Origin of the sequence: Mesorhizobium sp. M0048 (assembly GCF_040323405.1) — a bacterium.
Taxonomy (GTDB): Bacteria; Pseudomonadota; Alphaproteobacteria; order Rhizobiales; family Rhizobiaceae; genus Mesorhizobium.
The window spans coordinates 71,337-97,428 of record NZ_JAMYUV010000011.1; the positions used below are offsets into that span (position 1 = coordinate 71,337).

Annotated in this window: 24 protein-coding genes and 1 pseudogene; 11 read left to right on the top strand and 14 right to left on the bottom strand. The window is 62.3% G+C overall.

Annotated features, from left to right (window positions below; translation table 11 throughout):
* Positions 1–240 precede the first annotated feature (240 nt).
* A complete protein-coding gene (locus NKJ84_RS13645) occupies positions 241–975 on the top strand; it encodes an SDR family NAD(P)-dependent oxidoreductase (RefSeq protein ID WP_352506862.1) in 735 nt (244 codons plus the stop codon).
* Between the two features lie 41 nt (positions 976–1,016).
* Complete coding sequence (locus NKJ84_RS13650) at positions 1,017–1,613, top strand: NADPH-dependent F420 reductase (RefSeq protein WP_352506863.1); 597 nt, start codon at positions 1,017–1,019, stop codon at positions 1,611–1,613.
* Between the two features lie 195 nt (positions 1,614–1,808).
* Here the strand turns inward: NKJ84_RS13650 and NKJ84_RS13655 are convergent, their stop codons facing one another.
* Entirely contained in the window at positions 1,809–3,020 is a 1,212-nt protein-coding gene (locus NKJ84_RS13655; RefSeq protein ID WP_352506864.1) for a carboxymuconolactone decarboxylase family protein, read from the bottom strand.
* Between the two features lie 571 nt (positions 3,021–3,591).
* Between NKJ84_RS13655 and NKJ84_RS13660 the strand changes: the two genes are divergently transcribed.
* Both NKJ84_RS13660 and NKJ84_RS13665 read left to right on the top strand, forming a co-directional pair.
* Positions 3,592–3,951 carry an ArsR/SmtB family transcription factor gene (locus tag NKJ84_RS13660; protein ID WP_352506866.1) on the top strand — a complete coding sequence of 120 codons (360 nt, stop codon included), beginning with the start codon at positions 3,592–3,594 and terminating at the stop codon, positions 3,949–3,951.
* Positions 3,952–3,967: 16 nt separating this feature from the next.
* On the top strand, positions 3,968–4,447 hold the full coding sequence (locus NKJ84_RS13665) for an SRPBCC domain-containing protein (RefSeq protein WP_352506867.1): 480 nt from the start codon (positions 3,968–3,970) through the stop codon (positions 4,445–4,447).
* Positions 4,448–4,884: 437 nt separating this feature from the next.
* Here the strand turns inward: NKJ84_RS13665 and NKJ84_RS13670 are convergent, their stop codons facing one another.
* Both NKJ84_RS13670 and NKJ84_RS13675 read right to left on the bottom strand, forming a co-directional pair.
* On the bottom strand, positions 4,885–5,481 hold the full coding sequence (locus tag NKJ84_RS13670) for a DUF8737 domain-containing protein (RefSeq protein ID WP_352506868.1): 597 nt from the start codon (positions 5,479–5,481) through the stop codon (positions 4,885–4,887).
* Between the two features lie 345 nt (positions 5,482–5,826).
* On the bottom strand, positions 5,827–6,207 hold the full coding sequence (locus NKJ84_RS13675; protein WP_352506869.1) for a hypothetical protein: 381 nt from the start codon (positions 6,205–6,207) through the stop codon (positions 5,827–5,829).
* Positions 6,208–6,289: 82 nt separating this feature from the next.
* Here NKJ84_RS13675 and NKJ84_RS13680 point away from each other — a divergent pair, with 82 nt between their 5' ends.
* Entirely contained in the window at positions 6,290–7,261 is a 972-nt protein-coding gene (locus NKJ84_RS13680) for a LysR family transcriptional regulator (RefSeq protein WP_352506870.1), read from the top strand.
* A gap of 639 nt (positions 7,262–7,900) precedes the next feature.
* Here the strand turns inward: NKJ84_RS13680 and NKJ84_RS13685 are convergent.
* Complete coding sequence (locus NKJ84_RS13685; RefSeq protein WP_352506871.1) at positions 7,901–8,794, bottom strand: NAD(P)/FAD-dependent oxidoreductase; 894 nt, start codon at positions 8,792–8,794, stop codon at positions 7,901–7,903.
* On the opposite strand from NKJ84_RS13685, the gene NKJ84_RS13690 reads away from it, so the two are divergent.
* Positions 8,793–8,981 carry a hypothetical protein gene (locus tag NKJ84_RS13690; protein ID WP_352506872.1) on the top strand — a complete coding sequence of 63 codons (189 nt, stop codon included), beginning with the start codon at positions 8,793–8,795 and terminating at the stop codon, positions 8,979–8,981. The genes NKJ84_RS13685 and NKJ84_RS13690 overlap by 2 nt on opposite strands.
* Before the next feature lie 100 nt (positions 8,982–9,081).
* Positions 9,082–9,729, top strand: coding sequence for a TetR/AcrR family transcriptional regulator (locus NKJ84_RS13695; protein WP_352506873.1), 648 nt, complete (start codon positions 9,082–9,084; stop codon positions 9,727–9,729).
* Between the two features lie 358 nt (positions 9,730–10,087).
* Here NKJ84_RS13695 and NKJ84_RS13700 read toward each other — a convergent pair whose 3' ends face one another.
* The 6 genes and pseudogenes from NKJ84_RS13700 to NKJ84_RS13725 form a co-directional block, all read right to left on the bottom strand.
* A complete protein-coding gene (locus NKJ84_RS13700; RefSeq protein ID WP_352506874.1) occupies positions 10,088–11,035 on the bottom strand; it encodes a sigma-70 family RNA polymerase sigma factor in 948 nt (315 codons plus the stop codon).
* A 19-nt stretch (positions 11,036–11,054) separates the two neighbouring features.
* Positions 11,055–11,987 (bottom strand): annotated as a pseudogene (locus tag NKJ84_RS13705) (alpha/beta hydrolase).
* A gap of 333 nt (positions 11,988–12,320) precedes the next feature.
* A complete protein-coding gene (gene guaA, locus NKJ84_RS13710; RefSeq protein WP_352506875.1) occupies positions 12,321–13,883 on the bottom strand; it encodes a glutamine-hydrolyzing GMP synthase in 1,563 nt (520 codons plus the stop codon).
* Positions 13,884–13,938: 55 nt separating this feature from the next.
* Entirely contained in the window at positions 13,939–14,607 is a 669-nt protein-coding gene (locus tag NKJ84_RS13715; protein ID WP_352506876.1) for a 5'-methylthioadenosine/S-adenosylhomocysteine nucleosidase, read from the bottom strand.
* 152 nt (positions 14,608–14,759) lie between these two features.
* Complete coding sequence (locus NKJ84_RS13720) at positions 14,760–15,218, bottom strand: PaaI family thioesterase (protein WP_023677140.1); 459 nt, start codon at positions 15,216–15,218, stop codon at positions 14,760–14,762.
* A gap of 126 nt (positions 15,219–15,344) precedes the next feature.
* The gene (locus tag NKJ84_RS13725) at positions 15,345–16,634 is read right to left on the bottom strand and encodes an RsmB/NOP family class I SAM-dependent RNA methyltransferase (RefSeq protein ID WP_352506877.1); all 1,290 of its coding nucleotides are present in this window, start codon (positions 16,632–16,634) and stop codon (positions 15,345–15,347) included.
* Positions 16,635–16,978: 344 nt separating this feature from the next.
* On the opposite strand from NKJ84_RS13725, the gene NKJ84_RS13730 reads away from it, so the two are divergent.
* On the top strand, positions 16,979–17,656 hold the full coding sequence (locus NKJ84_RS13730; RefSeq protein ID WP_352506878.1) for an MIP/aquaporin family protein: 678 nt from the start codon (positions 16,979–16,981) through the stop codon (positions 17,654–17,656).
* 81 nt (positions 17,657–17,737) lie between these two features.
* Here NKJ84_RS13730 and katG read toward each other — a convergent pair whose 3' ends face one another.
* The gene (gene katG / locus NKJ84_RS13735; protein WP_352506879.1) at positions 17,738–19,936 is read right to left on the bottom strand and encodes a catalase/peroxidase HPI; all 2,199 of its coding nucleotides are present in this window, start codon (positions 19,934–19,936) and stop codon (positions 17,738–17,740) included.
* A gap of 148 nt (positions 19,937–20,084) precedes the next feature.
* On the opposite strand from katG, the gene NKJ84_RS13740 reads away from it, so the two are divergent.
* On the top strand, positions 20,085–20,993 hold the full coding sequence (locus tag NKJ84_RS13740) for a hydrogen peroxide-inducible genes activator (protein WP_352506880.1): 909 nt from the start codon (positions 20,085–20,087) through the stop codon (positions 20,991–20,993).
* A gap of 65 nt (positions 20,994–21,058) precedes the next feature.
* Here NKJ84_RS13740 and NKJ84_RS13745 read toward each other — a convergent pair whose 3' ends face one another.
* Complete coding sequence (locus tag NKJ84_RS13745; RefSeq protein WP_352506881.1) at positions 21,059–21,661, bottom strand: cupin; 603 nt, start codon at positions 21,659–21,661, stop codon at positions 21,059–21,061.
* Positions 21,662–22,160: 499 nt separating this feature from the next.
* On the opposite strand from NKJ84_RS13745, the gene NKJ84_RS13750 reads away from it, so the two are divergent.
* Positions 22,161–23,399, top strand: a complete 1,239-nt coding sequence (locus NKJ84_RS13750) for a coiled-coil domain-containing protein (RefSeq protein ID WP_352506882.1) — start codon at positions 22,161–22,163, stop codon at positions 23,397–23,399.
* Positions 23,400–24,143: 744 nt separating this feature from the next.
* Positions 24,144–24,311 carry a hypothetical protein gene (locus tag NKJ84_RS13760; protein ID WP_352506916.1) on the top strand — a complete coding sequence of 56 codons (168 nt, stop codon included), beginning with the start codon at positions 24,144–24,146 and terminating at the stop codon, positions 24,309–24,311.
* A gap of 26 nt (positions 24,312–24,337) precedes the next feature.
* Here NKJ84_RS13760 and NKJ84_RS13765 read toward each other — a convergent pair whose 3' ends face one another.
* Positions 24,338–25,441 carry a calcium:cation antiporter gene (locus NKJ84_RS13765; RefSeq protein ID WP_352506884.1) on the bottom strand — a complete coding sequence of 368 codons (1,104 nt, stop codon included), beginning with the start codon at positions 25,439–25,441 and terminating at the stop codon, positions 24,338–24,340.
* Between the two features lie 404 nt (positions 25,442–25,845).
* A complete protein-coding gene (locus NKJ84_RS13770) occupies positions 25,846–26,067 on the bottom strand; it encodes a cysteine rich repeat-containing protein (RefSeq protein WP_352506885.1) in 222 nt (73 codons plus the stop codon).
* Between the last annotated feature and the right edge of the window lie 25 nt (positions 26,068–26,092).

Sequence of the window (26,092 nt, forward strand, 5' to 3'; positions counted from 1 at the left end):
GTGCGCCTTCCAAAGCCCGTATCTAACACATCGAACAGCAATACGCGCGGTCATCATAGCCTATGTCGGCGAGCGCGGCCCAATTCCGAACGGCGGACACCGGTCATAGCGCCAGTCGTCCAGCCGGATCGATTTCGCACCACCGATGTGCGCGCTTCCGCACTCAATAACTGACGCCGGCGGACCCATTTCGAGGTTCTCGGAGGCAGATGCTGTCCCGACACCACGAAAGGAGAAGTCATGGGAAAGCTTGAGGGTAAGGTTGCAGTCATCACGGGCGGATCGAGCGGCATGGCGCTGGCGAGCGCCAAGCGGTTCGTTGAAGAAGGCGCCTATGTTTTCATCACGGGCCGGAGACAGGAGACGCTGGACGAGGCCGTCAAGCTGATCGGCCGAAACGTGACCGGCGTGCGCGGCGACGCGGCCAACCTCGACGACCTCGACCGCCTGTTCGACACAGTCAAGCGGGAAAAGGGCAGGATCGACGTCCTGTATGCGAGCGCCGGCACGGGCGAAGCTGTCCCACTGGGCGAGATTACCGAGCAGCACTTCGATGCGGCCTTCGGCCTGAATACGCGCGGCACGCTGTTTACGGTGCAGAAGGCGTTGCCGCTGTTCAACGATGGCGGATCGATCTTCATGACCGGGTCAGTTGCTTCGGTAAAGGGTTTTCCTGGTTACAGCGTGTATGCGGGGAGCAAGGCGGCGCTGCACGCATTCGCACGCGGGTGGCTCAACGAACTCAAGGGCAGGAATATCCGGGTGAACGTGCTGCATCCGGGGCCGATCGCCACACCGATGCAGGACCAGGTTCTCACCGAGGAGGCGAAGCAGATGTTCGAATCCCTGATCCCGCGGGGAAAGATGGGGCGTCCCGAGGAAATTGCGACGGCCGCGTTGTTTCTTGCTTCCGACGATTCGAGCTTCGTGAATGGGGTGGAGTTGTCTGTTGATGGCGGCTTCTCGGCCATCTGAAGGCCGGGGGAATCAATACCAACACGGATCGGAGAAGTATTATGAGCTACGCGATTGTAGGATTCGGTAAGATAGGCCAGGCCCTCGCCCACGCCTTCGCCCGTAAAAACATCGACGTGACCATCGCGAGCCGCCGGCCGCCCGAGGCGTTGGCGCCGCAGGCTCGGGCGATCGGCCCCACGGTCGTCGCCAAGTCGCTGCGGGAAGCACTCGAGGCCGACACGATCATCTTGGCAATCCCGTTCTGGGAGCACCGCGAGGTTGCGAAGGCCCTGCCGAGTTGGGAAGGCAAGACAGTCATCGACGCGACGAACGTGTTTCCAGTCCCTGAAGAGCTGGACGGTCTCCCGTCCTCCGTCGTCCTCGCGAAGGCGTTCATCGGCGCCAAGCTCGTCAAAGCTTTCAATCACCTGGTTGCGGCCACCCTGGCTGCGGATCCGGTCGTCGACGGCGGCCACCGGGTCGTCTTTCTGTCGAGCGACGACGAGGACGCGACCGCTCCCGTGGCGGCCTTGGCCAAACAACTCGGGTTCGCACCCGTCAAGCTGGGAAAGCTCAACGAGGGTGGCGCGCTGGTGCACGCACGCGGCCGTACTTGGGGCCAGCTTATCTTTCAGGATTTGTTCAAGAAGGAGTGACTATCGACATCAATTGGTCGATTTTTCGCTTCGCAGGCACGCGCACATTCGGCATAGCGCCTGATAAAAGACCGTCAGCAGTAAAGCGCATGGGCGAGAGAGACCGTTTCGCGACGGCCTCTCCTACGTCCGCTCCACCGTTATCGGCCGTCGTCCGCCGTTTGAAAACCCCTAAGGTGATCTGCCCTTTTGGGACTAACCACGCTTAGAGAATTCCTCGGCTGCGATACGAACCGCCTGCTGTGTCGCGGGATAGCCGCTGTAAGGAGTGAGGTTTACGAGCGTTTCCAGGATTTCTTCCCGCGTCGCGCCAACGTTCAACGCGGCGTTGATGTGCACGCGAAGCGGAATCTCTGTCGTGGCAGAACCAACGGCTGCCAGAGCAGCGCAGGCGCTGAGTTCCCGAGACTTCATGTCGATTCCGCTCCGCGAAAACACCTCACCATAAGAATGCTCGACGATCATTCGACCGAGATCAGGTGCGACATCATCGAAACTGCGGACCACGGCATCGCCCGATGAACCGGACGTTTGTGCAAGCGTAGCACGCCCGCGTTCCAACCGGTCTGCGCGGCTCGCGACCACGGCGGGTGGGGGGACGTTTGCCGCAATCGTTGGCGACCCGGCAGCGAAGATATCCTTGGCGACGGCGAACGCGTTGAGCGCTGCCGGAAAACCCCGATAGACGCTGAGCTGGATCAGCACCTCGATGATTTCCTCTCGCGTCACGCCATGGGCAAGCGCGCCGGCGAGATGAAGACGGAGCGCCGCCGCACGATTGCCGCTGGCAGCAAGCATCGAGATGATTGCTAACAGTTTGGCTTTTTGTTCGAGGCCGTCGCGCGCCAGCATTTCACCAAAGGCGAACTCGATGGAGAGTTGCGCGAGGTCAGGCGAACCGGCAGCAAAGCCATCGAAATATGCCTGCACATCGCCTCCAGAGAGCCGGTCGAGCGCCTCCAACCCGGCCTGTCGGCGTGTCGATCCATCGCCTGCGGAGGGCTCGATGGGTTCAAAAGCGAGCTTGCGCTCAGCGAACACCGCACGAATAAGGCCGATCGCATTTACCGTTGGCGGGAAGCCGAGGAGCGCTACAGATATAAACATGAGTTCGATGAGCGCCTTTGGCTCGCCGCCGGCGTTGAGAAAGCCCGCCATATGAAACTTCAACTGCGGCTGGGCGCTTCCGTCGGCAAGCAGCATTGAAATAGTGCACAGCTGACGCAATGGGAGGTCGAGACCTGGCCGCGATAGAATGTCTCCGTATGGGTATTCTACGGTGAAACGAGAAAGGTCGACGGATGTCTCGGCAAGACTATTAATCGGCGCGTCGAAATTCTCTCCGCCAATCTGCCGTAAGATTTCAAGACCGCGCGAATAACGACTATCTTGAGATGTTGTTGTCATTGCATATGCCTTCTGATTGATCGTGGCGAGAGTCCCGCCCACGGCGACAAGGGCAGCTCCAAAAAACTCTGGCCGGCGGCGGGTGCGTTGTGCTCGGTTATTGCTGCGTTAGGGCGACACGACATCGGCGATCTCTTTCACGAAGCGTCCCGGACTTGGCCGCGAAACCAAAGAAGGCATCGCGGAACTAGCCATAGTCGAAGGCGCTCGACAAGGAATGCTGGTCGCGACCGCCCCACACCAGGCACAGCCGGATTTGATACAAACCCTCGGAACGTGACCTCTGCAGTCGAGGGTTTGTATCATCGGAGCCGACGCTAATGCCGGCTGATCCCAGTCATCGCGAATTGAGAACTATCGGCTACTTTTGCTGTGCTGGTATCGCCTACAGCGCGATATCCTATCCTACTTTACTCCACAGCACGCCCCTCACTCCCACTCGATTGTTCTTGAATATGGCAACGCACTGATCTAACGGCGCAATTTTTTCTACACTCAATGGAGAACCAACGCAGCGCGCGCTCGGTCTCCCCTTGAATGCCGCTAATCCATGTGTTACATACTGAACCACATGGTTCAGTATGCTCGGACCCGCTTCGATGCCTCGTTCGCCGCGCTCTCGGACGCCACCCGACGCGGCGTTCTGGAGCAGCTCGGACGTGCAGACGCTTCGATCACGGACCTTGCCGAGAAGTTCCACATGACCCTCACGGGCATGAAAAAGCATGTCGGCGTCTTGGAGCAGGCGGGGCTCGTCACCACGGAGAAGGTCGGACGCGTGCGGACCTGCAAGCTCGGCCTGCGCCGACTAGAGGAAGAGGCGGCATGGATCGAGAGGTACAACCAGCTCTGGGACGCACGCTTCGACGAGCTGGATAAGGTTATCGAGGAACTGAAACAGAAGGAGAAGGTCGATGGACGCAGGAAGTGAGAGTGAGCCTACCCCCATGAAGAACCGCACGACGGTGGAACGGAAGTCCGAGCGTGAGCTAGTCGTTACGCGTACCTTTGACGCCCCGGCGCGCATCGTGTTCGAGGCGTGGACCAAGCCCGAGCTGTTCAAGCAGTGGTGGGTGCCGAAGTCGATGGGCATGCTCCTGCGTTCCTGCGAAATGGATGTTCGTGTCGGGGGCAAGTACCGTCTCGAGTTCGAACCCGATGCTATGGTGTTCTTCGGCACGTACCTCGAAGTGACAGCGCACTCGCGCCTCGTCTGGACCAATGAGGAAGATGGTGAGGGTGGGCCCGTGACCACGGTGACCTTCGAGGAAAAAGGTGGCAAGACGCTGCTGGTCCTGCACGAGCTCTATCCCTCGAAGGAAGTTCTCGACGCTGCCGGCACCGGGGCGGCGGATGCAATGGTCGAGACGTTCGAGCAACTGGACGAGCTTCTTATCACCCTGGGCGCGCGCGTGGGACGGTCATGAAGTCGTCGATCTCGCGGTCGGCCGCTTGGCTCTTCACTACGCGGAAGAGAACCCCGACGAGGTCGTCGCCGCCCTCTGCGGACCTACGAGACCATCATCAACCTCATTGACAATACGACCAACCGAGGTGTCTCGTCGTGCGCGTCCGCCTCAACCACCTTTTTGCGCGCCATTCTACGCTGGAGCACTACCGCATTCGGAAACGCATTCTGAGGCCGACGTGCGCGGTGGGCCGCAATCAAATGTCCTCGTCGAGGATAGTTCGGCCGCACAGTCGGAACGGTGGTAGCGCCAGAAGCCTGACCGCCATGCTGATTGCAAAGCTGGCATCGCGCAGGCGGCGAAAAATTCGATGCATTCGTCCCCTTCGTCAGACATTTTCGATCTTGAATATAAAGGGAAAATTCGCCAAGTCGAAACTTGCTCGGTTTCAGAGACTACCGGCATCGATCGATCGAATTTCGAATTGCGCCTTGGCGAAGCATCGTTTGCTCAGCTGCCGGAATACCGTCAACAACGGCCGAATCGCTGCCGTGGGCCCGAGCCGGATTGGACTGCGGACGCACCAGCAGATAGAGCGCGGCGAAGTGTGTGATCATGAGCAAGGGCACATAGACAATCGGGATTACATAAGTGGCGGCCAACTGTCCCGAAAGCGCCGCAAGATTGAACACGGTGCCGTGATAATAATCGACGAAGAGATCGACTATCCCCACAATGTTGTAAGCAAGCACGAGTGGCCAGAAGAAGAAGCGCGCCCTGATCGTGAGAAGCGCCAGGATGGCCAGCAGTCCTGTTGCGAAGTCGCCATATGCGGCGAACTCTGCAAAGCCAGCGGGCAGATCGGGGCCGACAACGCCCGGAAGGATAAAGACCAGCCCAAAAAAGCGGAAAGCGTGCAGGATCGCGATGGCGCGCTGCGCCTCAACGCGGTCCATCGACTTGAGCCTGGGCCAGAAATACACACCGAAGCAGATGAGCCACGGCACGTAGCCCAGAACAAGTTGAATGTCGAAGATCGTTGCCGGTGACATGAAATCTCCTATCGCGACTTGATTCATGCGGCCTCAAGCACCGCTATCAGAATACCGCGCCGTTTCCGCCCGGCTGCGCCGGATTAACTGGCGCAGTGACAGCGTGTGCAGCAGGATCGAGCATGGCACCATGAAGCCGGGGTCAGCACATCGGGATAAGCGCCGGCGCCTGCGCTGTTCAGCACATTCGGAACACGATACCAGCGGGAACAGCGGCGACGGGCATCAGCGGTCCTTCCATATGCTTTCTCAAATCAGATGTTGATTGACGCGGCCTCGAACACCGGAGTCAGAATGCCGAGCTGGCCTTCCATGAGACTTCGCCCCAGCGCCGAGATTCATGCACTAAACGCTGGGTTCACGGTCTGCCGAGTTATTGCTTGGCTGACTGGCTCCCAATAGCAGGCGCAATGGCATCAGCGGACCGGCGGGAATGTACTCGTGATCCATCAGATTCTCTTGAGCGAGCGGCAGGGCCTCCATGATCGAACTCGCCTCAGCCACGTCTTTGACGTTCAGAAGGAAGACGGCGCCTCTGCCGTCTTCCCGCGAGTGCCATTCGCGGATTTTGCCTTCAAGATAGAGTTGGACCGTCGCGCGTATCTCAGCGGGTATAGCGGCCATAACCTGCTCGCGCTTCACGCCGGGCTTTGCCGTCAACAGTGCAAACACGCCAGTGGTCGTTGCGGTGGAGGTCTGGGATTGGGTGGGTGACGGCTCGGCCATCGGGAAATCTCCATTCAGGATTTGCCCATCAAATCTAGGATCGCTTCCGGTAAGCGACTATCCGCGATAATATTGATGGGCCATGAAGCAGAACTTCACAGTGAGGCAAGGCGCGCTCGACGGCGTCGAGGCATTCCTGAGCGTTGCTCAGCACCGCAGCTTTCGCAGAGCAGCCGCGGAACTCGGGGTGACTCCATCGGCGATCAGCCAGGCGGTACGCGCGCTCGAGGCGCGCCTCGGCGCAGCACTCTTCATCCGCACAACACGCAGCGTCGGTCTGACCGAGGCCGGCGAACGTTTCTTGTCGCGCGCAAAGCCCGCCTTCGAGGAGCTCGTCGCCGCAAGCGAGGCCGCGCGTGACCTCGGGCAGCGGCCGGCTGGACTATTGCGTCTCTCGGTACCGCGCGCGGTGGTGCCGATCCTGCTGGAGCCACTGATCGCATCCTTCTGCCAAGCCAATCCCGAGGTCGAGGTGGAGATCGCCGCGAGTGAGGAACTGGTCGATATCGCGGCCGGAGGATTTGACGCAGGCATCCGGCTCGGTCAGTTCATCGCAGCGGACATGATCGCGGTGCGGCTCACGCCGCCGTTTCCGCTCGTCGTCGTGGGCAGCCCCGAGTATCTACGCCGGCAGGGGCGGCCGGAGCGTATCGAAGATCTGCGTGAGCATGCCTGCCTGCGCATGCGCCGCTCGAACGGGTCGATCGCGCCTTGGTCCTTTGTCAACGGCAACAAGCCGGTCGAGGCGCTCATCTCGGGACCGCTCGTCGCCCACGACTTTCCCACCGTACTTGGCGCGGCAGTGGAGGGCATGGGGCTCGCGCAAGTGCCTGCGCCGATCTCAGCTGGGCCAGTGAAAGCCGGAAAACTCGTGCGCGTTCTGGAGCGGTTCGCGCCGATAGCGCCGGGCGTGTTTCTCTATTATCCCAGCCGCCATCAAATGATGCCGAAACTGCGAGCCTTTATCGATCACGTAAAGAGCGGATCGGACGCTGCCAACAAAAATCCAGTTCACATCGATAACAAGCGAACAGGCGACGTGAAAGTGCGCTGACGTGGGAAGCGCGGACCAATAGAATTGAGAAGCCGACCTATGGGCCGTCAAAACGTTACAGTCTTGATTTCCGAGGGAAAAATAGCACGAAAATTTTTTGTGCGGTTTCGGCATCTATCGAAGTCGATCGCCTTTCCGGACCCACTTTGGGCAACTCAGGTGGTTTCACAGCGAACGAAGAAAGTACCCGTCACTAACTTTCATAGCACAGCGCGCCACAACGCGACCCGCCGCGGCAGCGTCATCCAGGCGCCATCCCCTCTCCGTTTTGTAGGTGAACTGGATACCGCTGGCAGTGCAAACTCGACACTCCCGGCAGCATAAACTGGACACCTCAAGACCCACCCGCTCCGAGGGCGCGACAGCACGGTTCAAGGTTCAATGCCGCGCCCTCGCTTGCTGAACTTCTTCCCTGAGGGGGCCGGGGGAGGTTGAATAACCTGTGGAAAACCTGTGGGTCTTTTGGGACGGTTTGCGGACCGGCCTGAGCCTGGGAATCGTTTTGCTCAACTGCCCCTTCGAGACGGCTGACCGGCCAAAGACGCCCCTCAGGGGAGAGGGGGCCTGCGTTCCGTGGCACCGGCCCGCAACCTTCATAATATGATGGCCCGCGGCAACCGGAGAAGGGAATCTGTGCTCTCAAACCAGCATCGACTGCTGGGCGAAGATACCCGCCATCGCGCCGTGCGATGATGCCGTGGTGACCGAGGCCATGAGGGGGTTGGCGAGGTCGCCGGCGGCGTAGATGCCGGGAATGCTAGTTTCGCGGCGCTCGTCGACCTTGAGGGCGATGCCGAGGGGCGTATCGACCGTGGCGAGGCCCAGTGATTCATGCAGGCTTGCGGACGGCTTGTTGCGCGGATGGGCGAACAGGATGTCGACCGCGACATTGCGGCCAGTATCGAGATTGACGGTGGCGATATGGCCCCCGTGATGGGCGATCTCGGTGATCCGGCCGTCGACGACAGGTATGTTGCGGCGCGCCAGATCGGCCCGGATATCGGGTGGAATGTCGTGACCATCGGCGAAGAGCGTCAACGTGTCGGTCCAATCGTGGTACAGCCTGACATAATTGTGCGACTGCGGGCCGGACCAGACAAGGCCCCAATGCTGGCCGGCGACTTCAAAGCCGTCGCAATAGGGACAGGGCACGATGGACGTGCCCCAGCTTTCGGCAAAGCCCGGAACATCAGGCATCTGGTCGGCGACGCCATAGCTCAGGATCAGGCGGCGCGCCGCAAGGCTTTCGCCATCGCCAGTGAGGACGGAGAAATCGTCGATGGCGCCGGAAACGCTGTCGGCCCGGGCACTGACCAGCCTGATCGTGGGATAACGCGCCAGCTGCTGCCGCGCCTCGGCCAGGATGTCCAGCGGTGGCTTGTGATCGTGACCGAGCAGGCCATGCGAGTGGCTGGCGAAGCGATTGCGCGGCAGGCCGGTATCGAGAACGGTAACCTTGCGGCGGGCACGGCCGAGCTGCAGGGCGCCGGCGAGACCGGCAAAGCTGCCGCCGATGATGATGACGTCATCCATGGTGATAAACTCCGTGTTGTGGATGGAGGGGGTTGGGCTGGGCCTGGCGCGAAATATCGTCCAGCGATACGCGCTCGAGACGGGCAGCGAGCAGGGCTTCGGCATCGACGAGAAAGTCGCCCATCACTGTGTTGACCGGCCGGACAATGCCGCATTCGATATCGCCGGGCGGCCCAGGGAAACTTGATTTGGAGACAGGTTGAAACCTACCCATTGGCTTGCACATTTCAGATACTACATGGTATCGTAATGCAAGAATTAGGATACTGTCAAGTACTGGAATTGTCGTGACCGAAAACAGCCAGGGCCGGCGAGGCCGGCCCGCCAACGAGGCGCTTGGCCAAACGATAGTCGACGCCGCGTGCGAACTCTTTGTGGAATTGGGTTTTCAAGCGACGACATTGGACAAGGTCGCCCAGCGGGCGAAGATATCCAAGCTCAGCATCTATCGGCACTTCGAGAACAAGGAGGCGCTGTTCAGCGCGGCCATCGCGACCCGCTGCCATCAGTTTGCACCACAGGCCCTTTTTGAAGGCGTCGACGGTTCGGCCGAAGATCAGCTCATGGCGGTGGGATCATCCCTGCTTCGCACGCTGTTGAGCCCGGACGTCCGCAGTGTCGAAGCCATGATCATGGCCGATAAGACGAATCAAAAGTCGTTAAGCAAGCTCCATTACGAAGCCGGTCCCGCCCATGTCATCGCCCAAATCGAGGCCCTGTTGCGTCAGTTGCACGCGAAGGCGGTTCTGAACGTGCCCGATCCTCTCCGGTCCGCCCGCTTGTTTGCCGCGCTTTTCAAAGGATCCGATCTCCTGATTATCGCACGCTTCGATGAGGCGAGAGCAGAGGACGACAACGAAATCGAATCCTATTGCCGGTCGGCCGTCGCCATGTTCATCGCCGCGCACGGTGGCAACGACCACGCGGGCGGATAAGCATTTGATTGCTCCGGGCAGCTTGGCCGGGACCGTCGTCCAGGCGCTTCGTAATATTGGGCCGGCGCGCGCGGCCGAGCTTGCACAGATCGCGGCACCTCATCTTTCTCCCAACGATAAAAGACGCTCGCATCTACCGCGGTCCAAGCTCCCGGCTGGATGCGGTCGACGCTTCTCTCCATCGCAGATCCGGCAGCAGTCGGGACAACATTTGATAGGTGATGCGACGGTGCCATCCGACGATATGCGATCAGGTCCGGAACACCGATCGGTACCGCAGCCAAAGCTGCACGCCACGATTTTTCGTTGAGGACGCACCATCGTAACTCCGCCAGGCCAGAAGTGAGAAATCGTCGCCTTATGCTCTTCCCAAAATGGCTGGCCCAGTCATGAGATTCAGGTCGGTTTCCGCGGCGTTTTCCAACATCCATGGACAGGCATAATAATCTTCGATGCGATCGATGACGCGACCGGCGACATGGACACGAACCGGCCACGCGACCTGCCACCGGTCGCCTCGCTGGAAGAGCACGATCAGGACAGGCTCTCCGTCGATCGCCCCCAACTCCATGGTCCACGTCTCCGGGTTTCGCTCGTATTCGACGAAATAGGGAGAACTTCTGAGCAGGCCGTCGAAGCAGTCGGCGACCCGCAACCGAGCATCGGCGCTGGTGAGGCTCCGCACGCCATCCCAGTCATGGCGGTTGAAGAGGTCAACATAGCGCTGCAAGAGCCCCGCGGTGTCGGGATCAAGCGGACGGTTCGGTTCACCGGCAGGTTCAGGGGGCAAGTCGGCGAGCTTCGCCCGTCCGCGGGAGAGCGCGGATTTGACGCCCCCAACCGTCGAGTCCACGAGTTCTGCGGTCTCTTCCAGCGAATAGTCGAACACGTCCTTCAGGAGGATGCAGGCGCGCTCCTTGGGCGGCAAGTGGCCAACCAGCCGTTCGATGGCGCGGCGTGCATCGGTCGCTGCCGGCTCTGCAGAGACAACGCCGATGTCGTCCGAATAGGCGTGCTCCGCGCGCTCGCGCACATCGCGTCGCCTCAGAAAGTCGATGCAGCGATTGTGAGCGATGCGAAACAGCCAGGGCTTCAGCCGGCGGGCATCGTCGAGGGTCTCAATGTTCGTATAGGCCTCGAACAGCGTCTCCTGCACGAGATCCTCACCGTCGAGGCGTGAGGCCGTCATGCGGGCGCAGTAGCGATGCAGTTGGGCGCGGACGCCTGACACCGTCTCGAGGAAGGCGCGATATCTTGCATCGAACAGGCCGGTCGGTCGCTCGGGCATGTCCTTCAGCTGCCACATCTGGGTTTCAATTTGCCAGTCATGCGACCTCCTGACCTTCCGCGCGTGTTTCCGCGGTTGCGGCCAGACCAAGCTTGGGGCGAACCCATTGTGCCAACCGCGCGATCGCGTCGTCGGCTTCGGGAGCGCGGCCGGCCATCATCTGGAACGAGTGCAGCATCCCCGGAAATACGTCTATGCGCACCTCGACGCCGGCGGCTTTCGCGCGGTCGGCGAGCGCTCGGCTGTCGTCGAGCAGGGTTTCGTCTCCGCCCACTTGCAGATAGATCGGCGGCAGGCCCTTCAGATCGGCAAAGATGGGGCTGGCGAGTGGATGCCGGGGATCGGTCCCTGCAAGGACTTGCGATACCAGCATATCCACGACCGCCTTCTGGAAGAAGGCGTCCTTCTCGCGGTTGCTTTCGTAGGAGTGCCCGCTCGCCGACAGATCATACTAGCCAGAGATGCTGAGGATCGCGGCCGGCAGCGGCCGTCCCGCATCGCGGAGTTTCATCGTCGCCGCAACGATCAGGCCAGCACCAGCGGAATCGCCTGCAGCTATGGTGTGCTTCGGCGCGACACCCTGCTCGGCGAGCCATTCGAACGCGGTCACGGCCTGCTCGATTTGGCGCGGAAACTTGCTCTGGAAAACGTAGTCGTACGTAGCGAGCAGAGCGTAACAGCCGATCGCCTTAGCAAGGTGTCCGACCATCTTGCGATGGGTCCAGATCGATCCGCCGACATAGCCACCGCCGTGCAGGTAAAGCATGACCCGGTCTTTGGCTGCCGTTTTTGGCTGAATCCACAGCGCGGTCTTGTCGCCGACGTTCGTCTCGACGTAATCGACGCCGCCCGGTTCTGCCGTCAAAACGGACCACTCGGATGCTTCCTGTGGCGATTCTCGACCGCGGCGGAAAGCCTCCGCGAGCGTTTCGTAGTGTATCTTGTTCGCTAGGCTCTGCTTGCTGTTCATTTGTCACGCTCCAATTCGTCCAGGAGGGCGATGTCAAGGATGACCGTGCCCATGAACAGCTAAGACGGATGAACCCAGCGAAAGGATACGTGGCCGGCAGATGCAACGCCTCGCCGGTGGCCGTTGCCGCGGACCCCGGGTGTCAAACCCAGCAAGGCTAGGCTGCTCCACGCTTCTCTGTGGGACGTTCGTTCCAGACATTCGCCGATCGGCCAGATGCTTCGTCTATGCCGTCGCCGGGTGGCCGGGGGCTGGGACTATTGACTATTATCGCCGAGCCAACATCGCTTTAAACATGCTGCTCTATCCTCTTCTACTCCGCAGTACGCCCCATCACTCCCACTCGATTGTACCTGGGGGCTTGCTCGTCACGTCGTAGACGACGCGGTTGATGCCGCGCACTTCGTTGATGATGCGCGTAGCGGCGGCACCGAGGAAGGCCATGTCGTAGTGGTAGAAATCCGCTGTCATGCCGTCGACCGAGGTGACGGCGCGCAGCGCGCAGACGAACTCGTAGGTGCGGCCGTCGCCCATCACGCCGACGGTCTGCACCGGCAACAGCACGGCGAAGGCCTGCCAGATGGCGTCGTAGAGGCCGGCCTTGCGGATCTCGTCGAGATAGATGGCGTCGGCCTCGCGCAAGATCTCCAGCTTTTCGCGGGTGATGCCGCCCGGGCAGCGGATGGCGAGACCGGGACCGGGGAACGGATGCCGGCCGATGAAGCTGTCGGGCAGGCCGAGCTCCTTGCCGAGCGCCCTCACCTCGTCCTTGAACAATTCGCGCAGCGGCTCGACGAGCTGCATGTTCATGCGTTCGGGCAGGCCGCCGACATTATGGTGCGACTTGATCGTCACCGACGGGCCACCGCTGAAGGAGACGCTTTCGATGACGTCGGGATAGAGGGTGCCTTGCGCCAGAAAATCGGCGCCGCCGAGCTTCTCGGCCTCCTCCTCGAACACCTCGATGAACAGCCGCCCGACGGTCTTGCGCTTCTTCTCGGGGTCCGATTCGCCCTCGAGCGCGCCGATGAAACGGTCCGCAGCGTCGACCAGGATCAGCGGCAGATTGTAATGCTGGCGAAACATCTCCACCACGCCTGATGCCTCGTCCTTGCGCATCAGCCCATGGTCGACGAGGATGCAGGTAAGCTGGTCGCCGACCGCCTCGTGGATCAGGAGTGCTGCGACAGAGGAATCGACGCCGCCTGAAAGCGCGCAGATCACCTTGCCCTTGCCGACCTGCTTACGGATCGTCTCGACCGCGTGCTCGCGGTAAGCGCGCATCGTCCAGTCGCCCTCAATACCGGCGATATTGTGGACGAAGTTTTGGAGCAGCCTGGCGCCGTCCGGCGTATGCACCACTTCGGGGTGGAACATGAGGCCGTACATCTTGCGTTCGACATTGCCGAAGATGGCGAAGGGCGAGCCCTCCGATTTTCCGAGCACCTCGAACCCCTTGGGCAAGGATATGACGCGGTCGCCATGGCTCATCCACACCTGGTGGCGCTGGCCGGGCGCCCACAGGCCCTCGAACAACGGGCTGTCCTTGGCGATCTCGACGAAGGCGCGGCCGAATTCGCGGTGATCGGAGCTTTCGGCGACGCCGCCCATCTGCACGCACATCGCCATCTGGCCATAGCAGATGCCGAGCACCGGCACGCCGGCGTCGAAGACGATCTGCGGCGCGCGCGGACTGCCGATGTCGGCGGTCGAGGCCGGGCCGCCGGACAGGATTACCGCCCTCGGATCGATGCGCTTGAACGCCGCCTCGGCCGACTGGAAGGGCACGATCTCGGAAAAGACGCCGGCCTCGCGGATGCGGCGGGCGATCAGCTGGGTAAACTGGCTGCCGAAATCGACAATCAGGACGGTGTCGGGATGATTGGCTGTTTTCATGGCGAGCGTTTAAAGAAAGAAACGAGTCGGCGCAATGGGTTGCGAGGCCTCTCTCTCACTCCGATTCCGCATCTTCACGCGACAGATCAAACTCGATCGCCCCGGAAGCGATCGCCTGTTCCAGCAGTTGCACCGCCCCGGCCAACTTCTCGTCGATGACGTGCAGATATTCGGTCCAGTCGCCGACATGCCTCAGATCGGCTGCCCCGTCGGAAATACCGCGCAGGCCAATAAGCGGCACGTCGAACAGCTGGCAGGCGCGCAGGCAGGCGAAGGTCTCCATATCGACCATGTCGGCGGCGATCGCGTCGTAGGCGGCGCCGGTGACGATTGCCGCACCGGTCGACAGCGTCGCTTGCCCGATGCCAGGAATTCTGAACGGCAGCGGCACGCTGACAGGCAGATCGAGGAACGGCGTGGCGCCCTTCTCGAACCCCAGGGGCGAGGCGTCCATGTCGCGGTAGGCGACTGAAACGGCCTGGTAGATTTCGGTCTGCTCCAGCGTCCGGCTGCCCGCCGACCCGAGCGACACGACGAGATCGGGCAGCGCCTTTTCGGTCTTCAGCCGGGACAGTTCGGCGCTAAGTCCGACGCCGGCCTCGACCGGTCCGACGCCGGTCATCAGCGGCGTGAACAGCCGCTGCAGGTGTGGACCGTATTCGGCCTCGGCCGCCATGACGAAGAGAACGGACTTGCCGGACAGGCGAGACACTTTACCGGTCACGACGATCTACTCCTTTCTGGCCCGACCATCGGAGCCGGAAGGTAAGAAGGGCGACGTGCCCTCACCGACCCCCGGCCCTTCGCTATGGCTCCGGGCGTTCGTCGCTCGAAAAGCCCATTTAGGGGCTTTTCGTCCGCTGCGCGGACCGCTCCTCACCCCTCGATGCCGTCGCGGCCGAGCACTGTCATCATCGTTCCGGTCATTGTGGCAATCAGCTTGGCCTCGCCATCGACGGCGAACGCATAGGCCTGGCCATCGGCGACGATAATGGTGCGGCCAGGCTTGGTTACCGAGCCGCGGAACAGAAAGCGCTCGCCCCTGCCCGGCGCCAGCAGGTTGACCTTGAACTCGATGGTCAGCACGCCGGAATTTTCCGGCATCAGCGAGAATGCCGCATAGCCGCAGGCCGAGTCGAGAGCCGTCGAAATGACGCCAGCATGGAGAAAGCCATGCTGCTGCGTCAGAGCCGCCGAATAGGGCATTTCGATCTCGATGATGCCGGGCGTCACCAGCGTCAGCTCGGCGCCAATCGTCATCATCGCGTTCTGGCGCGCAAAGGACGTCCTGACGCGGTCCTCATAGTCGGGAGCAGGAACGATCTTTGCTGCCATGGCCGTCGCCCTTCGTTTCTCGGCAAATCCTATTGCAAAGGCATTTATCGCAGAGGGGTGGGCGGCAGGCAATCGCAAATGCTGCACTGCAGCATTCGGCCCCGGCTCTGTATCCATGGCAAAGGTTCAGCCAACGCGGCGCAGCGCACAGAAATAGAAACCGTCGGTGCCGCTCAGCAACGGTGACAGCGAAATGCCGCCCGCAGCGCCTATCCGCATGGCCGCTTCGTGGCCCGCAAAACGGCTGTCCCAAAGCTGGCGGTGATCGACAGGGACAAAACCGGGATGGCGGTCCCGGAACGCCGAAACCTGGTCGCCATTTTCCTCGTCGAATACCGAACAGGTGATGTAGACCAGCAGGCCGCCGGGTTTGACGAAGTCGCTGGCGGCATCGAGTATCGTCTCCTGCTCGCCCTTGCGCGCGTCGAGTTGCCTCTGTGTCAGCCGCCATTTGGCATCCGGCCGGCGCCGCCACGTGCCGCTGCCGGTGCAGGGCGCATCGATCAGGACGATGTCCATATGCCTGCTGAGCGGCGCGAGTTCGGCCGGCCTGGTGACGATCTGCACATTGCGGTTTTCCGAGCGGCGGATGCGGTCGAAGATCGGCGCCAGCCTGGCCTTCTCGGCGTCGTGGGCGAAGATCTGGCCGCGATTGTCCATCGCCGCGGACAGCGCCAGCGTCTTGCCGCCGGCGCCGGCGCAAAAATCGAGCACCTGCATTCCAGGTTCGGCGCCGGCCAGTTCGGCCGCAATCTGCGAACCCTCGTCCTGAACCTCGAACCAGCCTTTCTGGAAGGCCGGCTCGGCCTGCACGTTCGGGTGCCTGCCGTCGCCTTCGATCGGCGGGATGCGGATGCCGTGCGGCGCGATCCGCGCAGGCTTGGCGCCGGTCTCCGCCAACTCGGCCAGCACCTTGCCGCGATCGGCCTTGAGCGTATTGACCCTGAGGTCGAGCGGCGGGCGTGTCGCCAGCGCGGCACCCTCTTCCACCCAGGCCGTGCCGAACGCGCGCTCGAACAGCGGCATGCACCAGTCGGGGATATCTGCCCTGATAGCCGGCGGCGCATCGGCGAGCCGGCGACCGCCGAGCGTTGTCAGTTCGTCGGCGGTAAGCAGCGGCGGCGCGAACTTGTCGCCCTCGAGCGCCTCGTTCAGCGACTGCGCCGTCTGGCCCCATTCGAGCAGCAGCGCGCCGAAGCCGATGGCGCGCGGCGTGTCCTCGCCGAGCAGCCAGCCGGCCGAGCGCTTGCGGCGCAGCGCGTCATAGACGATGTTGCCGATCGCGGCGCGGTCGCCGCCACCGGCGAAGCGGTGCGACAGGCCCCAGTCCTTCAGCGCATCAGCCACCGGCCGGTGGCGCCGGCCAATGTCGTCAAGCACTTCAATGGCTGCCGCCAGCCGCCCGCCCAGTCTCATTGTCGTCTTCCATTACTCAGCAAAACAAAATCCGGCCCTGCTCTTAGAGCTTTTCGTGTCCTGATTGAAACAGTTCTGTTTCCCCGACGGCGAGACAATCCATGCAAGGGGTGACGAGGGTGGGTTGGTGCATCGCGAGCCGCCGCCACCAAGCGGGCGCCGGCATGCGTAACCAAACAATTCATTAATATATTACAAGTCTCTAATGTGCATGTCTGGCGCTCACAAGCATAGCGGCTTGCGAAACTGCTCTGCTTTCCAAGTTTTCCGGTTGCGAATACTCTTTGCGCGGTGATTCGCGTCGCAGAAAAAGCGGAGCCGCGGGTCGATACGAGGAGAGGGCAATGAAGACTTATCTGGCGGAAGTTCTAGGCACGTTCCTATTGGTGTTCATCGGCACGGCTTCGGTGGTGACGGGCGGCTTCGGCGGCGCGCTGCCGCTTGGCCAGGAAGGTATCGGTCTGGCGTTCGGCATCGGCCTGATCGCGGCGGCCTATGCGATCGGCCCGATTTCGGGCGCGCACCTCAATCCGGCGGTGACGCTCGGTGTATTCCTCGCCGGGCGGATGCCGGCCAGGGATGTCATTCCCTATTGGATCGCGCAGGTCATCGGCGCCATCATCGCGTCGCTGGCACTGTGGATCATCGTCTCCGGACAGGTGGGCGGCCACACCGGCGGCTTCGGCGCCAATGGCTGGGATGTGACGAAATGGGGCGTCAGCTCGGCCTTGCTGTGGGAGCAGATCGGCACTTTCACCTTCGTCACGGTGATCCTCGGCGTCACCAACGCCAAGCACACCACGGCGTTCGCCGGCCTCGTAATCGGCCTGACGCTGGCCGGCCTGCACTTCGCCATCATCCCGGTGACCGGCACATCGCTCAACCCGGCCCGTTCGATCGGACCGGCGCTGTTTTCGGGAACTGCGGCGATCGGCCAGCTGTGGCTGTTCATCGTCGCGCCGCTGATCGGCGGCGCCATTGCCGGCGTGGTTGCCAAGGCCGGTATCTTCGAGAAGGACTGACTTTTCGGAAGCCCAACGAACAAAGGCGCGGGTCGAGGCCCGCGCCTTTTTTTGTTGCGTCGAGAAATTCGTATGCCCGGATCAGGCCGCCAGGTCAAAACGGTCGGCGTTCATCACCTTGGTCCACGCGGCGACGAAATCCCTGACGAACTTCTGCCCGGCGTCCGCCGACCCGTAGACCTCGGCCAGCGCCCGCAGCTGCGCATGCGAGCCGAAGATCAGGTCCGCGCGGGTGCCGGTCCACTTGACCGCCCTGGTCTTGCGGTCGCGCGCTTCGTAGACTTCATCGGAGCCGGCCGCCGGATCCCAGACAGTGTTCATGGAGAGCAGGTTGACGAAGAAATCGTTGGTCAACGTGCCCGGCCTGTCGGTGAACACCCCGTGCTTCGACTGACCGGTGTTGGCGCCGAGCACCCGCAACCCGCCAACGAGCACCGTCATCTCCGGCGCCGTCAAGGTCAGCAGCTGCGCCCGGTCGACCAGCATCGCTTCGACCGACATCGGCGGCTTGCCCCTGACATAATTGCGGAAGCCATCGATTTTCGGCTCGAGCGCGGCGAAGGACTGGACATCCGTCTGTTCCTGCGAGGCGTCCATGCGGCCTGGCGTGAACGGCACCCCCACGTCATGGCCGCCGTCTTTCGCCGCCTTCTCGACCGCGGCCACGCCGCCGAGAACGATGAGGTCGGCAAGCGAGATCTTCTTGCCGCCGAACTGCGCTGCGTTGAACTCGCTCTGGATGCCTTCGAGCTTTTCGAGCACCTTGGCCAGTTGCGCCGGCTGGTTGACCTCCCAATCCTTCTGCGGCGCCAGGCGGATGCGTGCGCCATTGGCGCCGCCACGCTTGTCGGAGCCGCGGAAAGTCGAGGCCGAGGCCCAGGCGGTCGAGACCAGTTCTGAGACGGACAGGCCGGAGGCCAGGATCTTCGCCTTCAGCGAGGCGATATCCTGCTCGCTGACCAGTTCGTGGTCGACTGCCGGTATCGGATCCTGCCAGATCAGCTCTTCCTTCGGCACGAGCGGGCCAAGATAGCGGACGGCCGGACCCATGTCGCGATGGGTCAGCTTGAACCAGGCGCGGGCGAAGGCATCGGCGAACTGATCAGGATTCTGATGGAAGCGCCGCGAGATCTTCTCATAGCCCGGGTCGACGCGCAAAGCGAGATCGGTGGTCAGCATCGCCGGGGCGCGACGCTTCGACGGATCGTGCGCGTCCGGCACAGTGCCTGCACCGGCGCCGCCCTTCGGGGTCCACTGATGGGCGCCGGCCGGGCTCTTGGTCAGCTGCCATTCGTAGTTGAACAGATTGTCGAAGAAGTTGTTGCTCCATTTGGTCGGCGTCGTGGTCCAGGTCACCTCGAGGCCCGAGGTGATGGCGTCGCCGGCAATGCCGGTAGCGTGCTTGCTCGACCAGCCGAGGCCCTGCGCCTCGATGCCGGCGCCTTCCGGCTCCGGGCCGACCAGCGATGCATCACCGGCGCCGTGGGTCTTGCCGAAGGTGTGACCGCCGGCGATGAGCGCCACGGTTTCCTCATCGTTCATGGCCATGCGAGCGAAGGTTTCGCGGATGTCGCGCGCCGCGGCCAATGGATCGGGCGTGCCGTTCGGCCCTTCCGGGTTGACGTAGATCAGCCCCATCTGCACGGCGCCGAGATGGCCGTGAAGTTCGCGGTCGCCGGAATAGCGCTCGTCGGCGAGCCACTTGGTTTCCGATCCCCAGTCCACGTCCTGCTCGGGCTCCCAGACATCGGCGCGGCCGCCGGCGAAGCCGAAGGTCTTGAAGCCCATCGATTCCAGCGCGACGTTGCCGGTGAGGATCAACAGGTCGGCCCAGGAGATCTTCCTGCCGTATTTCTGCTTGACCGGCCACAGCAGCCGGCGCGCCTTGTCGAGATTGGCGTTGTCCGGCCAGCTGTTGAGCGGCGCGAAACGCTGCTGACCGGCGCCGGCGCCGCCACGGCCGTCGCCGATGCGATAGGTGCCGGCGCTGTGCCAGGCCATGCGGATGAAGAGCGGGCCGTAATGGCCGAAATCGGCCGGCCACCAATCCTGCGAATCGGTCATCACCTGGTGCAGATCCCCGATCACCGCATCGAGATCGAGGCTCTTGAATTCCTTGGCGTAGTCGAAGTCCTCGTCCATCGGATCCGAGAGGCTGGACTGCTGGTGGAGGACGCCAAGGTCGAGCTGGTTTGGCCACCAGTCACGGTTGCTCCTCCTTGCCGATCCATGTGGGACCGGGCATTTGCCGGCGCTGTTGTCGTCGGTTTTCGCGTCCATCTTTGCCTCCGATTTGTTGATTTTCCGGGATTTTGTTGATTTTCCGGGCAGGGCCAGCGAGCCGCGCCATCCTGGAATGGTTCCAGACTAGCCTGCCCGGCCGATAAACACAAATTGCCTTTGCTGTTTATTCTGATAGGTTTTTCTTATGATCGGTTTGACCGTCCGGCAGATGCATTATTTCGAGGCGCTGGCGCAGACGCTGCATTTCGGCCGCGCCGCCAAGCTCGCTGGCGTCAGCCAGCCGGCGCTGTCTTCGCAGATCGCCGAGATGGAGCTGCGGCTCAATTGTCGTCTGTTCGAGCGCGGCGGCAAGGCGGTGCGGATGACGGACGAGGCGCAGGGCTTGCTGCCGCGCATCGAGCGCATCCTTGCCGACGTCCGCGACATCGAGGCGACGGCCCGGCGCGGCCGCCCGGCGCTGGAAGGCCGCTTCCGGCTCGGCATCATCCCGACGGTGGCGCCCTATCTGCTGCCGCATGTGCTGCCGGAGCTGAAACGGCATTTCCCGGCCTTACAGCTGGAACTGCGCGAGGCGGTTACCGCGTCGCTGGTCGACGACACCAGCTCGGGAAAGCTCGACGCCTTCGTCGCGGCACTGCCCATCGATTACCCGGGCCTGGTCACCGAAGAACTTTTCTCGGACCGGTTCTTCCTTGCCGTGCCGGCCGGCGACCCCGCCTTCGCCTCACCGCCGGTGCCGCCGGAAAGCCCCGCGCTGGAAAGGCTGATGCTGCTGGAGGAAGGCCATTGCCTGCGCGAACAGGCGCTCGCCGTCTGCGGCAGCGTGCGGCCGGTGGCGATGGCAAGCTACGGCGCGACCAGCCTGACGACGCTCTTACAGATGGTGGCGCACGGGCTCGGCGTCACGCTCATCCCGGAAATGGCGGCAGGGCCGGCGAGCGCCATGCGCGACCTGAAGATCGTGCCGTTCCAGGAGCCGATGCCGCAGCGCACGATCTGCCTCGCTTGGCGGCGCAACAAGGTGCGCCACGACGAATGCGTCGAACTGGCCAAGATCATCCGCGGGCTGGATGCGGCGGTGCTGGCGGCGTAGAGCGGCGGATGTTGGATCCGGTTAGCCCGAAGCGGACCCGCAGGCCCCCTTCGAAAGGGACGACTTCAACCTTTTTCCCAGGCTGCGAGCAACGGGCCTTTGCTTCCGTAGACAGGGTCCTTGCGCGGCCGGCCGACCCTGGGGATCGTGACGACCGCCCTGTCATGATCGGCAGCGGTCGTACACAGGTCATAGGTGCCGGATGGAGGATAGGCGCCGACGACCAGAAAATCGTCGGATGCGGAAAGACGCTGGTGCCCGGTGCCGGCCGGAAGCACCGCGACGTCGCCGGCCTTCAGCGACAGCGTTCGCCCCTTGCTGCCGCCAAAGCGGACCTTGGCCGTGCCGCGCGCAACGCCCAGCACCTCTTGGATGCGCGAATGGTAGTGGACGTAACCGTAGATGCCGTTGCGCCAGCTATCGCCCCAGCCATTTGTTTCGAAAAGCGCCTCCATGACGGCCGCCGGATCGAAGTCTTCGGGCAGCTTCACAGCGCCGCGATAGACGACAAGCGGCCAGAACGGATGGTTGGGCACCAGGCCATCATCGCTGAACCGAAACGTGTTTGGTTTGCGCGGCCTCAGGAGGTCGGCAACCTCTCGCCTGTCCGGTCTGGCGATGCCGGTGACCTGCTCGACGGCTTTCTTCGTGGTCTGCAGAATGCTCATGGTGGGCCCTTGGGGTTGGTGGAAGCTTCATGCCGATTAACCGGTTGGATGGCGGTCGGTTCCGCTGGCGGCAGAGATCCGCGAACGGTGCGGCGGTCATGGCGGGCGTCGTGCCGCGACAAGGTCCCGCACGACGAATGTATCAAGCCGGCGAAGATCATCCGCGGGTTGGAGGCGGCGGTGCTGGCGGGTGCGCCGTACCCTCCAGCGAAAGGTTGGTGTTGACCCGAAGTCGACCTTCGCAGCCTGAATGGCTGCTTTGCGCCGCATCACAGCCGTTGGGGAGAGAAGATGGTCATGCCGAAAGCCGAAAGTTCCGTTTGTTCGAATGATGACAACTAAGGAAATACGAAACAGCCTTTGCGCGCAATTCCGTGCTTTGGCGTTGCCGAGGATGCTTCACTGGCATTGATCTTTTGGTGCGGCATCCACGGCGCCGCGGCGTGCAGTAAGTGGAGAATACAATAGCGGTGAGGGCTGCGATCGGTGAGGTTCAGTGATGAATCATGTGCAGACTACCAGGTCAAAATGTCTCCGCTCTGACTTCACCTTTATTAAACGACGGCCCTTGATTTTACCTCACGAGATAAGCGGCAGGAGGTGTAACGGCGCGCCGTCCGTCATTCCGTTATGCCTCGTTCTGCTGTTGGCATCTCCGGCAAATGGTCAGTTGGCCCCCGAAGCGCCAGCAGTTGCCATAGCTAACGACAGCTCGTCGGTCGTGGTTTCCGAACATACCAAGGTCGACAAAGAACCGGGCAAGCCACAACCGAGCGCGCTCGGATCTAGAGAGCTGGTGCTCAGCGAAACACAGGCACTCAAGGAGGGTGCGCAAACGCGCCTGGGCGAGCATGAAGTGGCTTTACGCCGCGAATTGGCCGCAGCACGAGCGGAGCTACTCGTCATGCAGCGCAGCATACGTGAGCTAAGCGCCCAAGCACACGTGCTGGCAGACACGGTGGCTCAGCAAGCACAAGCCCTAAAAGAGCAGCAGCGAACAGACGAAGCGCTCGCGCTCGATCTGGAGACGGCGCAGCGCGTTATCGAAAGCTACAGGGCTGAAGCCAGTCTCTGGAACAGCGAGAAGGCTGCCGCGCTTGGCGCGCACCCCTCTATGGAAGCCTCCCAGCTTGCTGCGAAGCGAGCGCTTGATGACGAGCGGCACAAGGTTGAGTTCCTGGAACAAGAACTTGCCACGGCTCGCCAAACTATCGATGCTCTTAAGACAGGCGCAAATCTGGCAGCCGTCGAGCAGGCCACCGCCATAAGGGACCGACAGGTGGCCGAGGCCGCTCTAAAGCAGGTTCGAGAAAGACTCGAACGGGGACGCGAACGAGCAGATTCAGCTGTACGTGACCTCGATATTGTTCGCCAGGAGCGCGATGCTTTAAAGCAGAATTCGGTAGCATTGAGTGCGGCGCTCGACCAAGAGCGTGAAAGGGCTATCGGCCTGGCCCGCAGCCTCAGTGCGGCGCGTGAGGCAATTGATACTGTCAAGGGTAAGCGTCGGACTGCGGCTGTGGAGCGCGCGCCGAAAACACGTACCCCCGCGAGTGCACTTGCAAGTAGGTTATCGCGTTCGGGCGCCAAACCAGCCCGTAAACCGGGCTTGCCGGAAAAACAGAGAGTGAAGGTCCAAAAGTCGCCGCAAACTGCTCTGCTGGCAACCATACCTCTTCCCGCAGCATTGCTTCCAACACGGCCATCAAAAAGCTCGAGCCGCGCGAGTGAAGACTAGTGAGCGAAAGCCGCAGGGGAGACGACTATGAACAAGTATGTCGCAGCTGCGTTGGTGATCGGGACTACAATTGGGCCTGCCTCGGCACTTGAAGCAGGCGTGGGCGGTAGCGCCGGCGGTGTCGGAGTCGGTGCTGGAGTGAGCGCCGGTTCGCAAGGCGTATCTGTCGGGGCGGGCACGAGCGTCGACGGCGTAGGCGGAGCAAATGTTGGAACTTCGGTCGGTGCAGATGACGGGTCAGTCGACGCAGGCGTTGGTGCCGGCGGCAACGTTGGTGACACAAGCACAAGTGCCAGTGTGGGCGACGATCCGTCCGCCGAAAACGAGGCGGCTACCGCACCCGACAGTTCGACTGCAGCGACGGCCCCTGCCTCTGCCAAGACGGCCAGGCAATCCATCGTCCTGCCACCCGTCCTCAGGCCTTCCAAAGCCGGTGAGGGTGACTCCACCAAGGGGTATCCGTTTGGATCTCTGGGGCCACTGACACCGAAACCCGGTACGCCGATTGCGGTCGTGCGAACCTGCCGCGCGGCGATCATGGCCGCTGCAACGCCGCTGGGCGCCGTCCGTGTCCACGCGGTAAGCGCAGGCGCCTTGCATCAACGTCGGGGTGCAATCACGGCGCCGATCGAGGTGCGAATAGACTACGCAAGAGAAGACGGCATCGAAGTCCGGCAGGCGCAAGTCAGTTGTCGCCTCGATGCGTCGGGCAGGGTCACTGCAATAATATAGCACCAAGCCTGATTGACGGGGCTGCACGTCGACAGAGGGACGATCCGCTTCGCCATCTACAAGGCGGCGTTCTTCGGCGGTGGCGCCGGAGGTGAGGGCACGCTGACCTTCATGATCGCCGCTATCCCATCTCGGCTCGGCGGCATTTCGGGCGACCTCGCCTTCGAGCTTCTAAACTAGTCTAGCCCATCTGCGCCTCCCACCCCTCACGGCACAAATATCAAAAACACCCAGGTAAAAAACACCACAAGGTGCACCAGCCCGGTCAGGAACGTCGTTCTCTCCGTGCTAAAGCTCACATTGCAGATGAAAAGCGCCAGGACCAAAAGCACCGTGTCGGTCGCCGGCAGCCCCAGGGTCAGCCCTCTTCCGGTGAGCAGGCTGGCGGCGGCTATGCCCGGTATTGTCAGGCCGATCGTCGCGCAGGCCGAACCCATGGCGACGTTCAGGCCGCGCTGCAGCTCGTTGCTGAGTGCGGCACGGACCGCTGAAATCGCCTCCGGCATCAAGACGAGCCCGGCGATCATCGCCCCGACAATGGCGTCGGCCTGGGGCACCTCATAGGCAATGAGCGCATCTTCGACGCTTGCCGCGACTTGCTCGGCCAGCATGACAATGCCGATCAGCCCGATCAGCAGGAGAATAGCGCCGGCGGCGAGGCTTTCGTGAGCGTCGGTTCGCACTGTGGCGCCGTGCGCTTGTGCGTCGATGAAATCGTCGCGGTGGCGGACAGTCTGCGCGAACAGAAAACCGGCATACAGCAGCACCGAAAGCACGCTGACGAAGCCAAGCTGAGCTGCCGAGAACGTGCCGGGATCGGTGGTTCGCGTGTAGGTCGGCAGAATGAGCGTCATGACGCTCAGCGCGACCAGAACCGCCAGATAGGCGCTTGTGCCTTGGCGCACGATCGCCTGCTTGCGATGGCGCCAGCCGCCAAACGTCAGGCACATGCCGACGACGCCGGTGGAGGTGATCATCACCGTCGAGAACACGGATTCGCGTGCAAGCGTCGGGTTGTTCGCGCCATGCAGCATGATGGAAACGATGATCGACACTTCGATTGCGGTCACGGCGATGGTCAGCACCAACGTGCCGTACGGCTCGCCTACCCGCCGGGCCACCGCCTCGGCGTGGTCGAGCACCACAAAAATGGTGATGAACATGATCGCGCTCGACAGCGCGCCGATAAATATCCTGGTACCCAGCGACCCTTCGTCCACCGACACCCCGCTGGCCCTGACCGCGACAGCCATCGCCAGCGCGGCCAAGGGCATGCCGTAGGAAACCGCCGATCTTGCGAAACCACTCATTGTCACCGTTTTGCCTTCCCGCGAATCCCGTGGAAGGGCGATTTGCAACCACTGTTGCGCACCGCGACCATCCAGAGGAATCGCATATGACAGGTCATGACGAGCTCCATCGCAGCGTACCCCACCCCTTCAAGGGGAAAGGCAATCGCATTTGGAGTCTTGCGAAAATGGACCCCCACCCTAACCCTCCCCACAAGGGGGAGGGAACGCTGCCGCGCGCCCTTGCTTTCCTTTTGGCGACGAAACGCAGGCAATTTGCAAAGGTCGGCGCCACCGAAAGTCCCCCTCCCCCTTGTGGGGAGGGTCAGGGGTGGGGGTCCTCTTCGCAAGAATCCTCCTGCCCCCGCACACCTCGCCTGTCCCCTGGTCCGAAACATCATGTCACCCGCAGGCAAGCTCGCGCGCTAGCCGGGCGTGTTGGCCTTGACGACCTTCTTGCATTCGGGCGTCAGCTCGCTCATGTGACCGGCCAGGCATTTGACGACGCGGCCACCGCCCGGCAGCACGCCTTTGCACAATCTCTGGTAATCTGCCTGGCAGGCCTCACGCTCGGCCGCCGTCTGCGCCAGCGCCGCGGTGGCTGCCAGCTGCGTTGCCAGGAAAAGCACGCCTAACCCAATCCGCATGGAACACCCCCTCAATACGTTGCCC

Coding starts and splice junctions, on each gene's coding strand:
- NKJ84_RS13645 (WP_352506862.1), top strand. CDS start 241: ATGGGAAAGCTTGAGGGTAAGGTTGCAGTCATCACGGGCGGATCGAGC.
- NKJ84_RS13650 (WP_352506863.1), top strand. CDS start 1,017: ATGAGCTACGCGATTGTAGGATTCGGTAAGATAGGCCAGGCCCTCGCC.
- NKJ84_RS13655 (WP_352506864.1), bottom strand. CDS start 3,020: ATGACAACAACATCTCAAGATAGTCGTTATTCGCGCGGTCTTGAAATC.
- NKJ84_RS13660 (WP_352506866.1), top strand. CDS start 3,592: ATGGTTCAGTATGCTCGGACCCGCTTCGATGCCTCGTTCGCCGCGCTC.
- NKJ84_RS13665 (WP_352506867.1), top strand. CDS start 3,968: ATGAAGAACCGCACGACGGTGGAACGGAAGTCCGAGCGTGAGCTAGTC.
- NKJ84_RS13670 (WP_352506868.1), bottom strand. CDS start 5,481: ATGTCACCGGCAACGATCTTCGACATTCAACTTGTTCTGGGCTACGTG.
- NKJ84_RS13675 (WP_352506869.1), bottom strand. CDS start 6,207: ATGGCCGAGCCGTCACCCACCCAATCCCAGACCTCCACCGCAACGACC.
- NKJ84_RS13680 (WP_352506870.1), top strand. CDS start 6,290: ATGAAGCAGAACTTCACAGTGAGGCAAGGCGCGCTCGACGGCGTCGAG.
- NKJ84_RS13690 (WP_352506872.1), top strand. CDS start 8,793: ATGGTGATAAACTCCGTGTTGTGGATGGAGGGGGTTGGGCTGGGCCTG.
- NKJ84_RS13685 (WP_352506871.1), bottom strand. CDS start 8,794: ATGGATGACGTCATCATCATCGGCGGCAGCTTTGCCGGTCTCGCCGGC.
- NKJ84_RS13700 (WP_352506874.1), bottom strand. CDS start 11,035: ATGTGGCAGCTGAAGGACATGCCCGAGCGACCGACCGGCCTGTTCGAT.
- guaA (WP_352506875.1), bottom strand. CDS start 13,883: ATGAAAACAGCCAATCATCCCGACACCGTCCTGATTGTCGATTTCGGC.
- NKJ84_RS13720 (WP_023677140.1), bottom strand. CDS start 15,218: ATGGCAGCAAAGATCGTTCCTGCTCCCGACTATGAGGACCGCGTCAGG.
- NKJ84_RS13725 (WP_352506877.1), bottom strand. CDS start 16,634: ATGAGACTGGGCGGGCGGCTGGCGGCAGCCATTGAAGTGCTTGACGAC.
- NKJ84_RS13730 (WP_352506878.1), top strand. CDS start 16,979: ATGAAGACTTATCTGGCGGAAGTTCTAGGCACGTTCCTATTGGTGTTC.
- katG (WP_352506879.1), bottom strand. CDS start 19,936: ATGGACGCGAAAACCGACGACAACAGCGCCGGCAAATGCCCGGTCCCA.
- NKJ84_RS13740 (WP_352506880.1), top strand. CDS start 20,085: ATGATCGGTTTGACCGTCCGGCAGATGCATTATTTCGAGGCGCTGGCG.
- NKJ84_RS13745 (WP_352506881.1), bottom strand. CDS start 21,661: ATGAGCATTCTGCAGACCACGAAGAAAGCCGTCGAGCAGGTCACCGGC.
- NKJ84_RS13750 (WP_352506882.1), top strand. CDS start 22,161: ATGAATCATGTGCAGACTACCAGGTCAAAATGTCTCCGCTCTGACTTC.
- NKJ84_RS13765 (WP_352506884.1), bottom strand. CDS start 25,441: ATGAGTGGTTTCGCAAGATCGGCGGTTTCCTACGGCATGCCCTTGGCC.
- NKJ84_RS13770 (WP_352506885.1), bottom strand. CDS start 26,067: ATGCGGATTGGGTTAGGCGTGCTTTTCCTGGCAACGCAGCTGGCAGCC.